Here is an 11,163-nt window from a genome sequence, read left to right as displayed (position 1 = left end):
CGGATGCCGTGGAAGGTATTCAAGTAGATAGGAAAGGCGACACCGAGAGAAACTAGAAATAATTTGGAGGTCTCGCCAATTCCAAACCACATAATAACCAGCGGGATCATCGCAAGATGCGGAATGGTACGAACCATTTGAACCGAAGAATCAATATATCTTTCCGCGATAGGAAATACCCCGTTGAGTAATCCAATAACAAAAGCAATACTGCCGCCAATGAGAAAGCCTAGAAACGCCCGTTTCGTGCTGACCGCTACATATTCAAAAATAGTGCCATCTTTAATCACACTGTACAGGGCTTTCACGACTTCCCAAGGTGTTGGCAAGATCCGCTCCGATAACCATCCCGTTAAACCAAGCACCTGCCACAGCAGTAAAATGAGGATCGGTATGACCCAGGGCTGCCAAGCCTTGGACTTAGTCAGTGGTGCAATTCGATTAGCTAACATGTGAATCCCTCTTTCTTTGCATAAAGTGAAAAGGCGTTTGAAAACAAAAAGACTCCCAGCCCCTGCTTGTAAAATACGAAGCAAGACGGGAGTCTCCAGTTATCTGGTCGACTTTCGATAAACTTATAATTCATATGGTTTTACTCGGATATTGATTGATGCTTATGTTACCACCGCTATTTAGCTTCGTCAATGCTTTTTTCAGAGGCTCGTCCACCTGCTGACCCCCATTCCCTGTATCCTTTCATCTAATGTCCAACTCAGATCCTCGCACTTTCGTGACATTTATCAATTTTTTTGAATAAATCGATAAATATCTGAAATAGGTATATTGACAAATTCGACCACGCGCTGTTATAGTCAATTTAATATTCCGAGTAAAGCACTATGATTAATATTAATGGGTGGTGTAATGTGATTAACAAGGTGTTTAAAGCTACGGTTCGATCTGTGCTTATTGGCTATCTGATTGTGTTACTGCTCATCCCGATTGGCTCCATCTATTTCAAAGGATTTTCCTTAGGTTGGGAGCCCTTCTGGCAGGAAGTAACAGGTCCACTAGCCTGGAAGTCCATTTTACTTACAGTCAAACTCAGTATTGTATCAACAATTATTCAAGCCATTGCAGGCACCATCATCGCTTATGTTCTTGTAAGATATACATTCCGAGGCAAGAGCATTCTGAACAGTATGGTCGATCTTCCCTTCTCTCTGCCAACCTCAGTGGCAGGACTCATGTTCCTAACCTTACTTGGACCGACTAGTCCACTAGGCGCCTGGCTTGATCACGCTGGCATTAAACTACTCTACAATCAAACAGCAATTGTGATCGGCTTGGTATTCGTTACATTCCCATTCGTTATTCGAACCGTTCAACCTCTGCTTGAACAAATTGATCCCGCTGAAGAACAAGCCAGCTTTACACTAGGCGCTAGCAGATTCTATACCTTCTGCCGAATTGTTTTTCCAGCTATTGTTCCGGGCATTCTTGCCGGCAGTATGCTTGCCTTTTCCCGATCACTAGCCGAGTTTGGCGCCATCTCACTGATCTCCGGTAATTTACCAGGAAAAACGATGGTTGCTTCGGTCTATATATACGGTGAGACGCAGAACTATAATCCAGAAGGCGCAGCCGCTATTTCTCTTGTGCTCCTTACATTGTCACTCCTCATTTTATGGATTATCAATGTATTGACACGCGGAAAGGGGCGCCTCGCATGAGAAAAATTTTAATCAGCATATCGTTTCTCTTCATCTTTCTACTGATCATGTTGCCGTTCCTAGGCATTACCTTTGGTGCTTTTGAAGAAGGTCCTCAAGCCTTTATCGATGCCCTTGTAAGACCCGAGGCGCTGCACGCCTTGAAGATCTCTTTTATCATCGTCCTTATCGTTACTTTACTTAATACAATCGTTGGGGTTTACATTTCACTAGAAATTGTTAGAGGCTCCTGGATCTCTCGCTGGTTGAAACCAGTCATCAATGCTCTGATTGATTTACCTTTTGCGGTATCGCCGGTCATTGTCGGTCTAATGGTCATCTTGATTTTCGGACCCAATACGGCGCTTGGCGCATTCTTTGAAGATCATAACATGAAAATTGTTTACGCCATTCCCGGTATGATTCTTGCAACAATGTTCATTACATTTCCTCTAATGGTTCGTGAAGTCGTTCCATTACTTGAAGAAATCGGCACACAATCCGAAGAAGCTTCAGCCACGCTTGGCGCTGGTCCATGGCGCACCTTCTTTCAAATCACATGGCCAGGTATTCGTTGGGGCGTTGTGTACGGACTCATTTTAACCATCGCAAGATCGCTTGGTGAATTCGGCTCTATCTTAGTTGTCTCAGGCAATATCATCAACAAAACGCAGACAGCTACTACACTCGTGTATCAAGATGCCGAGCAGTTCCAGCTAGTTGCTGCGAACAGTGTCGCCTTTTTGCTCGGACTCATCTCAATTACTATCTTGTTAACACTCGAGTGGTCGAAAAGAAGAAGCGAAAAATTAAGCAGTCATTAAGGAGGAACCCTGTATGCATATCGAAGTTAAAAATCTAAATAAAAATTTCGGATCCTTTCATGCTATCAAAGATGTTAATTTCAGCATTACGAAAGGGCATCTCGTTGGTTTAATCGGTCCAAGCGGCGGCGGCAAAACGTCCATCCTGCGCATGTTGTCCGGCCTTGAGAGTCCGACGTCAGGTGACATTTATTTCGATGGGAAGCTTGCTACGCATCTTCCTGTTCAAGAAAGAGGAATTGGCTTCGTTTTTCAAAGCTATGCCCTTTTTAAACATATGACCGTTTTTGACAACGTCGCTTACGGCCTCAAAGTTCTCAAAAAGCCAAAGGAAGTCATCCATGACCGAGTTACCTATCTGCTGAATTTAATGGGGCTCGCCGGCAATGAGCGCAAATACCCGCACCAGCTTTCGGGGGGACAACGCCAACGCGTGGCTTTCGCTAGAGCATTGGCTCCAGAACCTCAGTTGCTGCTGCTGGATGAACCTTTTGCTGCGATTGACGCCAAAATTCGTAAAGAACTGCGCCTGTGGCTGCGAAACCTGATCGATGAATTTAAAGTCACTACCCTCTTCGTCACCCATGACCAAGATGAAGCCATCGAAGTTGCTGATGAAATCATTCTCGTTCAAGGCGGGAAAATTGAGCAGCAAGGCAGTCCTTGGGAAATTTATACGAAACCGTCATCCTCTTTCGTGGCATCATTCATAGGTGAATCTAATGTTATCTCGCACTATACGCCGCTGGTTGGGTTCCCCTACTTAAATGAAATTCAAAAGGATGGCAAATGGCTACCTGACGTGAATGTGTTGATTCGACCAGAATCCATCGAAGTTCGCCCACATGATGTCAGCCATTTGGCGACAGCTGGAGAGAAAGGAATAGTGACGCATGTCCATTTCCGCGGGGATTCCTGGTATTTAGAAATCGATACTGGCGCAACTAAGCTATTCGCTTATCAATCCGTAAAAGAAAAAATTTATCGCCCTGGTGATGAAGTGAATATTTTGATCCATCAGATTTCCGTCTTTACGAAAACCGATAATATCGTCATTGAAAATCAGGCCAAACAAGATCCACTGCCTGTTTTTATATAAAAATAAGCTTACGAATGAAGGGGAGTTGTAAACCATGAAAAAATTTAAATYATTAGGCCTTATCACTGCTGCATTATTCACTGCAAGTATCACGCTTACGGCTTGCGGAACAGGCACAAAATCGGCGAGCACACCCGCTCCATCGGCAGCTGCAACAGCTGCTGCTACGACTACTGCAAGCGCTGCTCCAAAAGCAGAAAAAGTAACGATCACAATTGGCGCATATTCCATTCTCAAAGATTCTTTTGATGTCATTTTGCCTAAATTCAAAGAAGAGTACAAAAAGAAAACCGGTCAAACCGTAGAATTCCAAGAGTCCTATGTGGCATCTGGTTCGCAAGCTACCGCGATCATTCAAGGCTTTGAAGCGGATATCGCCCCTCTTTCTCTTGAAGGAGACATCCAAAAAATCGCAGAAAAAGGTTTGATCACACACGATTGGAAAAATAACCCATACAAAGGAAACATTACAGCTTCCATCGCGGCAATTGGCGTTCGTGAAGGCAATCCAAAAGGTATTAAAGATTGGACTGACTTAACCAAACCAGGCGTTGAAGTATTGATTCCGAATCCTAGTACTTCCGGCGGAGCGAAATGGGACATTAACGCAATTTATGGCGCTGGACTGAAAACATCTGAAGCTGCTGGGAAACAAGATCCTGCCTTCGCCAAGGATTATCTGGCTAAAGTGTACAAAAGCATCAAAGTACTTGATAAAAGCGGCGCGGATTCCCTTGCAACCTTCGATAAAGGCGTTGGCGATGCTATCGTTACTTATGAAAATGAGCTTATTTCCCGGATTCAATCCGGTAAAAAATATGTGGAAGTTATCCCACAATACACAACTACCATTGAAAACCCAGTTGCACTCATTGATAAAAACGTAGATAAACATGGAAATCGTGAAGCGGTTCAAGCATTCCTCGAATACCTATGGAGTCCTGATGCTCAGAAAGTATTCGCAGAGAAAGGTTTCCGCTCCGTACTACCGGAAATTGCGAAGCAATACGAGAAAAACTACACAACACCTGCCGGCGTATTCAACATCGAGTATCTTGGCGGTTGGGATAAAGTCAATAAAGAACTATATGGTAAAGGCGCAATCTGGGAAACGATCCTCGCAGAAGGCGGTTCCAAATAAGGCAGTTGTAAAAAAGCCCGGAGCGAATGTGAAATTCGCTGCCGGGCCTTCTTTTTGCTGATGTAGGAACCTATCTCCCGTCCCCATCGAGTAAATTGCCTAAAGGGATAATTTTACCGGGATAAGGCGCTGCGAAATTAACTTGCTCTTTCCCGCTGCTGCTGTGATTGGTGAACACCGTCATAAATAAGCTCTCGCCAGTTAATAAACGTTTGCCCGCGCCTAGAAGTTTACCCATGAACCCTTTGTTATCACTGCTGCCATCCCCAAAAATCGTCTCCATCTGGATGTTCTGATCCATCATCATCATGCTCCCAGCTTCCGCTACGACGCTTTCACCTGGGTCCAGCTCAATCTCTACATACTGCATTTCATTGCCTAAAATACGATAATCAATTTCATGTGCATTCATTGTGAGATTACCTCCGAATAGGTTAAGTTGAAAATAAATCCGATTTATTTCAATACGATGTTTGTGTTGGCAGGTTTCAAGGGTTCCTTATTTTCTTCGTAACATAGCTTCCTGATAAATAGGTGGCGACACCGATAGCCATAATGATCAAAATCTCAGTGAGCACTTTAACAGGTGCAGCCCTAATCCCAAACGCCACTTTATGGCTTCCAAAACCATCAATCGCAGTGTACGAGTCACGGATGTCCGGCACGTATTTTAAAGTGGTATAGAAGCCCAGAAGCATTTGAGAGGCATAGTATACAATAACTAGAGTAATTGCGAAGATCAAAGATCGAAATAGGCTTCTTCTCATTAGGAACTCCTTTCAGGTTTGGATCTTCTTATATTTTCCATAATAATCCTTTTCGCGCGACTTCTCCACTCTACGAACGGCTTGGATGCTGAATGGGAACTATGGTCATCTATTTTCTATAAAAACAGGTTCGTAGCCGCTGGCCCGGAACTATGATCCGTTATTTGGCCGGTTTTAGCTAAAAACAACCATTTTACCATGAAATAACGCCCTGTAGTTCCACCACCGCACCCATTTCACACAATATCTTCAAAATAGAGGCTCATAGTTCCGCTTAACCAGAGACAGAGACGCCGCAAAGGGCTATGAACACAAAAAAGCAGACCCCACAAGGGATCTGCTCAATGTCGACTACAAATGTAAATTCCGTTCCTCTTTCCGAAGCTTGCGCGCGGCAAATCGCATCTCAGCCGTTTCGAAAAGTCGTTTCTCCTCTTCCGTCTCAGGAATAATACCCGGAACCTCGCAAGGCTGGCCGTACTCATCTAGAGCCACGAAAGTTAGATAGGAATTGGCTGTGCGTTTCTTCTCACCGGTCAACAGGTTCTCGGATTCGATTTTCACGAATACTTCCATTGAACTTCGGTGCGTCCAAGTGACGAACGCCTCCAGTTGAATAGCTTCACCAAGCTTAACAGGCGCATAAAAGTCCAAGCTGTCGCTTGAAGCGGTGACTACCCCCCTGCGCGAATGGCGCATGGAAGCGATCGTTGCAACTTTGTCGATGTACTGCATCACACGTCCGCCAAACACGGTATTGTGATAATTCGTGTCTGCTGGCAAAATTATTTCGGTCAACACGGTTCGGGAGAGTCTTGCTGGTTTAGCTTCCATGTCGTTTCCTCCTGATGATGACGATTGGCTGTCCGTAAATTACTTCTTATTCGTAGTTTAACTGAAGTTTGCCTGCGGCTTGCTTCGCCAAACTGCGCGCTTCTTCAACATTTTCCCCGCTGCTGAGCGCAACCGCCATACGGCGGCCGACTTTCGTCTCCGGCTTACCAAAGATGCGAACTTGCGTATTGGGAACGGATAACGCTTCTTCCAGCCCGCTGATTGTGTACTCCACTTGCTCACGGTCTGCTTTGAGTGTGTAGCTTGCACCTGGTGTTAAAAGTCGAACACCTGTGATCGGCAATCCAAGAATCGCTCTCGCATGCAGAGCAAATTCGCTCAAATCTTGCGTGGCCATGGTAACCATGCCCGTATCATGCGGACGAGGTGAAACTTCACTGAAGTACACGCCATCTTTGGTCAAAAATAGCTCAACGCCATAGAGGCCAAAGCCGCCAAGTGCGTCTGTAATTGTTTTGGCCATATGCTGTGCATCTAGAATTTGCTGCTTCGTCATTGCGTGCGGCTGCCAGGACTCGATGTAGTCCCCGTCTTTTTGGATGTGGCCGATTGGCTCACAATAGGTTGTACCAGAAACGGAACGAACAGTTAACAACGTTATTTCAGACTCGAAATGAATGAATTCTTCAACAATGACGCGAGCGTTCTTGGCACGTCCGCCTTCCATTGCGATGTTCCACGATTGTTCCACATTCTCAGGCGTCCGGCATACACTTTGACCTTTGCCTGAGGAGCTCATGATCGGCTTAATGACGCAAGGCGTACCGATTTCCGCAACAGCAGCGTGCAGCTCTTCAAGACTGTTTGCGAAAGCATACTTGGCCGTTCTCAGCGCAAGCGTTTCGGAAGCTAGACGGCGAATGCCTTCCCGGTCCATCGTCAAACGAGAGGCTGTTGCCGTGGGAATTACGCGATAGCCCTCTTTTTCAAGTTCTACAAGGACAGGAGTCGCAATAGCTTCAATTTCAGGTACGATAAGATCCGGACGCTCTTGCTCGATTAACGCTCTAAGCTGCTCCCCATCTAACATATTGATCACATGGCTGCGATGCGCTACTTGCATAGCTGGAGCATTCGCATAACGATCCACAGCAATGGTCTCAATCCCTAGGCGTTGTGCTTCGATGACGACTTCCTTCCCGAGCTCTCCTGATCCCAGCAGCATGATTTTCTTCGCTTTGTTTGATAATGGTGCACCGTACATGAAATGATTTCCCCCTTAATGTTTTCCAAACGGAAGTAAACTTATAACAAACAAATGGATATGTATGTAAATAAACATAACAAGAATGGCATAAACAGGGTAATTAGCCAGCAAACCTGCGCAAATACCCTGATCTATTGTAAAGGATTTCGACATTAAAAGATAGATTTCAGCAAAAGTTTGCGTAAAATCGGCACGAGCTGCTCAGTTAATTCTTCCACACGTGGCACAACAATGCTGCTTCTCCCATACATGTTGCGCATCGCAGCCCGTTCTGTTTCGTGAACGGTGCCGCCGCTCGCCAAAAAAATCGATATGACTTCGATGCCTAGCCTGCGTGCTCTCATTACGGCTTCGTAGGTATCCAGGATGCCTACGTCGTTATAATTCGCTGCGGACGGCTCCCCATCCGAGAAAACCAAGAGGATGCGCTGACGCTCACCACGCCGCAGCAAGCGCTCCGTCATGCTGCGGATCGCGAAGCCGTCGCGGTTATCCTGCTGCGGCTCCAGCTGCATCAGAGCCGCGCCGCTTCCAGAAGCCAGCGAGGAGCCGAAGTTTACAGCAACCTGGAACAGGTTCGGCGCTTCGTGCTCCGTAACGCGGTCGGCGTCCTCCCAGAATCCCACAATTTCGTGAGGGATTCGCAAAGCCTGGAGGGTCTCGTGAAATAGCACGAGACCCAGCTTGGTTTCGTCCATTTTGTCGTACATGGACGCGGAGCAGTCGACGAGCAGCGCGAATGCTGCGTCGAGCTGCGGAACCGGCGCGCGCTTCTTATAGAAGAGGCGCGGCATCTCTTGCGTGAAGGCTCGCGTCAGCCGCTTATCGAGCCGCCCAAACAGCCGATCGCCGCGCGGGGCGATCCGCTTCTGCTCCAGCGTGCGCCGAATCGCACGCTGCAAGGGCTTCGCGAGCGGCGCTGCGCGCTCGCTCAGGCGCCTGAAGGCGGCCTCCTGCGCAGCAGTTGGCCGCTCAGGCGCCAGCCAAGTCGCCGTCGCGAACGCGGCGACATCGCCCTCCCCGTGCCCCGCGGCAGCGGGCACGGCAGCCTTGTGGCGCCGCTCGCCGGAGGCGGCGCCGGTGCGCTCGGCGCGCAGCGAGCGCCCCTGGACGATGGCGAGCGCCTGATCGGCGGCGTCGCCCTCGCGGGGCGCAGAGCCAAGCGCGGCTGTGCGTGAGCCGCGCTCCAGCTCGAACCGCAGCAGCCCCGGGCTGCGGTCGCTGCTTTCGCGGTGCCAGGTCGGCAGGCGCTCCTGGCCAGGCAATTGACGCTCCCCCTCCTGCTCGGGGAGCACATCTTCATTGGCGAGCCGCTTAGCGCGCTTGAGCTCGCCTTGGTACCCCGCGGGCAGCGGCTCATCTACGCCGCCCCCCGGCTGCATCCAGAAATAGGCGGAACCCGCATCTCTGTCCAGCCAATAAGCCAGCGCGTCCAGCATTTCCTCGCAGCTAGCAGCTACTTGCGCCGTATGTTCAGCTTCCTCGATACCCTCTAGAATCGGATATAACGGAGTTAGCCTCGCCGTCAGCCCTACGCTTTCAGCAGCGCTCCACTCCGCTCCAGTAAACCAGCCGTATATCAGTAAAATTACGGCATCAGCCAGTTCACCTTTGCTCAAATGCGTGCGCAGCTTATGTCCGAAATAAGCCCCATAAATGCGGTGTCTCTCCGCGAATACACGCGCAGTTCCAGGCCTCCGAGCACGGCAAATGCGTTCCAATCGCATATCTTCACATAAGGCAAAAAGCGAGTTCGCCAGCTTGGGAAGCGACGATTGCTGGCTTCCTTTCAGGTAAGACTTCACAGCCGCTGCACTGGTGAACCACGCGGTTCCAATGCCACGGAGGTAGACGTCGCTTTTCATCCCTGACACTTTATCCAGCGGCGGGTAATCCCACCAGAATTGGCTAACCGTAATAAGCGCGGAGCTTTCTTCATAATCAGCGTGAAAGGCGGCTTCCACCTCTAACTCCTTACGTTTCGTGAACATTCGAGCCAAATCCACCAACTGCATTTGCAGCATAGCGTCAATTTTATCCTCAAGCATACTGATTTTTCCTACAAACATTGGCTTAGAATAACGTTTCTGCCGCGTTGATCACAGCTGCACGTTCCCTTTCATCCTCCAGTTTGTCGGCAATCGCGCGCGCTACGGCTCGCATCGGAGGAATATAAGCCGTGAGATCACAGGCATCAAGTAGTGCCCTGATCGACCCCGCTTCATCAGGCAGCTGCCCCATTTCGATTAGGGTTAACAAATCAGCTGACAGCTGAACATAAGTTCTCAACTGCTTGTCATCACGCAACACAGACTTACTTTTTAGAAGCTTGTACAAAGCGTCCCCTTGCAAATAGGGAATATCGACTGTCACAAACCTATTTTTCAATGCTTCGTTCAAAGGCACTGTTCCCATATATCCTTCATTAATCGCAGCTACCACTCTGAAATCTGGGTGAGCGGTGATGACCTCCCCGGTAAATGGATTCGTAATCGATCTCCGATAATCCAGCACACCATTGATGAGTGACAACGTCTCCGGTTTCGCCATATTAATTTCGTCTATGTATAGAAAATGTCCCTTCGTCATTGCCTTCATGATCGGCCCAGGGATAAAAACAATCTGTGAATGCCCCTGCTCATCATGGGATAAGGTTTTGAACCCAAGCAAAGCTTCAGCATCCAAATCAGTTGAACAATTCACAGCATGCATCGGTTGATTAAAAATCGCCGAAACATGCTCGGCAAGCTTCGTTTTTCCCGAACCTGTCGGGCCTTTGAGCAGTACATTTTTACCTAGAAAAAGCGCAATAATGCTATCGATCAAAATGTCTTCCCTCGGTGCCTCAAAAGCAGCTGCCCCGATTAGTTTCGCATCCTCAGTGGTCGTGTTCGACTGCGCTCTCTTTTGTTCCAGTTGTTCACGGATCTCTTGCGGTATGGTCTCTGTTAACATATTATCTGATGTTCCTCTCCTGATTCCTTTGTTCTCTTACTATTTATCAGGAAAGCTAACATTGTCAAGCCTTTCAAGGCAGCCACGGTTCTTCAATAACCGAATGAGCGTAGAAAGCCATCGCTTCTCCACATTTCGGACAGCTTGGCTTGAAAGAAGACTCGTTATACAACTGAGCCAATGCGTAGGAGGTTTCACCGTTTATTGCTTGAATGACATCATCCGGATGCACGAAATCACATTGGCGTGAACTGCAATAAGCTCTAACTTTAAATTTATTGCTCATTTTCGTACTCTGACTTGTCATGCCTGTAACTCACACCTTTATGTTGAAACATCGTCATACTCCCTTTCTACTGGGATAATCCGAATACTATGACAAAACCCCCAGCAAGAGGCTGAGGGGATTATGTGAACCTTGCGCAATTAGTCTTCTCTTAAGGCAGCATGTTTCTTTGGCCCGTAGAATAGCTTGGGAAAGCGTATTGGATCATCGTATTAAATTCATTGAGATACGTATCCATGTGCTTATTATTTTGCTGCTGACCATCATAGTACATCATGCGATTCACGAAATGCGGATTCGTAGAAATGAAAATATTCGCTTCCGGGTAAATCCGTGTCAGTAAATTCCTAATGGAGTTTGCACTTTCTGTCGGTAAA

At 47.6% G+C, this 11,163-nt stretch carries 12 protein-coding genes and 1 pseudogene; 4 read left to right on the top strand and 9 right to left on the bottom strand.

The genetic code is table 11. The features are described 5' to 3' along the window. Positions 1–452 (bottom strand): ABC transporter permease (locus tag AC1DUA_RS18980; protein WP_477501255.1); only part of this gene is annotated, 452 nt, incomplete at its 3' end. 414 nt (positions 453–866) lie between these two features. Here AC1DUA_RS18980 and cysT point away from each other — a divergent pair. The 4 genes from cysT to AC1DUA_RS18960 are packed head-to-tail and all read left to right on the top strand — an operon-like array spanning position 867 to position 4,716. Beyond that, positions 867–1,673, top strand: coding sequence for a sulfate ABC transporter permease subunit CysT (gene cysT / locus AC1DUA_RS18975; protein ID WP_477501254.1), 807 nt, complete (start codon positions 867–869; stop codon positions 1,671–1,673). Next, on the top strand, positions 1,670–2,476 hold the full coding sequence (locus AC1DUA_RS18970; RefSeq protein WP_477501253.1) for a sulfate ABC transporter permease subunit: 807 nt from the start codon (positions 1,670–1,672) through the stop codon (positions 2,474–2,476). Before cysT ends, AC1DUA_RS18970 begins: the two co-directional genes overlap by 4 nt. A gap of 13 nt (positions 2,477–2,489) precedes the next feature. Continuing rightward, positions 2,490–3,575 (top strand): sulfate/molybdate ABC transporter ATP-binding protein, encoded by a 1,086-nt coding sequence (locus AC1DUA_RS18965; RefSeq protein WP_477501252.1) that lies wholly within the window; start codon positions 2,490–2,492, stop codon positions 3,573–3,575. A 34-nt stretch (positions 3,576–3,609) separates the two neighbouring features. Then, a complete protein-coding gene (locus AC1DUA_RS18960; protein ID WP_477501251.1) occupies positions 3,610–4,716 on the top strand; it encodes a sulfate ABC transporter substrate-binding protein in 1,107 nt (368 codons plus the stop codon). Positions 4,717–4,816: 100 nt separating this feature from the next. Here AC1DUA_RS18960 and AC1DUA_RS18955 read toward each other — a convergent pair. The 8 genes and pseudogenes from AC1DUA_RS18955 to AC1DUA_RS18920 all read right to left on the bottom strand — a co-directional run. Continuing rightward, positions 4,817–5,128 (bottom strand): annotated as a pseudogene (locus AC1DUA_RS18955) (AIM24 family protein); the annotation flags it as partial. Positions 5,129–5,204: 76 nt separating this feature from the next. Next, positions 5,205–5,483, bottom strand: coding sequence for a hypothetical protein (locus AC1DUA_RS18950; protein WP_477501250.1), 279 nt, complete (start codon positions 5,481–5,483; stop codon positions 5,205–5,207). A 351-nt stretch (positions 5,484–5,834) separates the two neighbouring features. Further along, complete coding sequence (locus AC1DUA_RS18945) at positions 5,835–6,317, bottom strand: acyl-CoA thioesterase (protein ID WP_477501249.1); 483 nt, start codon at positions 6,315–6,317, stop codon at positions 5,835–5,837. 46 nt (positions 6,318–6,363) lie between these two features. Continuing rightward, positions 6,364–7,542 carry a formate-dependent phosphoribosylglycinamide formyltransferase gene (gene purT, locus AC1DUA_RS18940; protein ID WP_477501248.1) on the bottom strand — a complete coding sequence of 393 codons (1,179 nt, stop codon included), beginning with the start codon at positions 7,540–7,542 and terminating at the stop codon, positions 6,364–6,366. A 155-nt stretch (positions 7,543–7,697) separates the two neighbouring features. Then, positions 7,698–9,593 (bottom strand): cobaltochelatase CobT-related protein, encoded by a 1,896-nt coding sequence (locus AC1DUA_RS18935; RefSeq protein ID WP_477501247.1) that lies wholly within the window; start codon positions 9,591–9,593, stop codon positions 7,698–7,700. Between the two features lie 25 nt (positions 9,594–9,618). Further along, on the bottom strand, positions 9,619–10,500 hold the full coding sequence (locus AC1DUA_RS18930) for an ATP-binding protein (RefSeq protein WP_477501246.1): 882 nt from the start codon (positions 10,498–10,500) through the stop codon (positions 9,619–9,621). A 73-nt stretch (positions 10,501–10,573) separates the two neighbouring features. After that, a complete protein-coding gene (locus AC1DUA_RS18925) occupies positions 10,574–10,807 on the bottom strand; it encodes a hypothetical protein (protein ID WP_477501245.1) in 234 nt (77 codons plus the stop codon). 130 nt (positions 10,808–10,937) lie between these two features. Further along, on the bottom strand, positions 10,938–11,163 hold a 226-nt coding region (locus AC1DUA_RS18920), incomplete at its 5' end, for a YhcN/YlaJ family sporulation lipoprotein (protein ID WP_477501244.1).

Source organism: Paenibacillus sp. 01T422, assembly GCF_056398785.1.
Note: the sequence above shows the minus strand (reverse complement) of the source record. Positions and strands in the feature narration are given on the sequence as shown.

Bases quoted from the DNA above. Each gene is read 5' to 3' on its own strand.
- purT (WP_477501248.1), bottom strand. From the start codon at position 7,542: ATGTACGGTGCACCATTATCAAACAAAGCGAAGAAAATCATGCTGCTG.
- AC1DUA_RS18925 (WP_477501245.1), bottom strand. From the start codon at position 10,807: ATGACAAGTCAGAGTACGAAAATGAGCAATAAATTTAAAGTTAGAGCT.
- AC1DUA_RS18935 (WP_477501247.1), bottom strand. From the start codon at position 9,593: ATGCTTGAGGATAAAATTGACGCTATGCTGCAAATGCAGTTGGTGGAT.
- AC1DUA_RS18945 (WP_477501249.1), bottom strand. From the start codon at position 6,317: ATGGAAGCTAAACCAGCAAGACTCTCCCGAACCGTGTTGACCGAAATA.
- AC1DUA_RS18930 (WP_477501246.1), bottom strand. From the start codon at position 10,500: ATGTTAACAGAGACCATACCGCAAGAGATCCGTGAACAACTGGAACAA.
- AC1DUA_RS18950 (WP_477501250.1), bottom strand. From the start codon at position 5,483: ATGAGAAGAAGCCTATTTCGATCTTTGATCTTCGCAATTACTCTAGTT.
- AC1DUA_RS18970 (WP_477501253.1), top strand. From the start codon at position 1,670: ATGAGAAAAATTTTAATCAGCATATCGTTTCTCTTCATCTTTCTACTG.
- AC1DUA_RS18965 (WP_477501252.1), top strand. From the start codon at position 2,490: ATGCATATCGAAGTTAAAAATCTAAATAAAAATTTCGGATCCTTTCAT.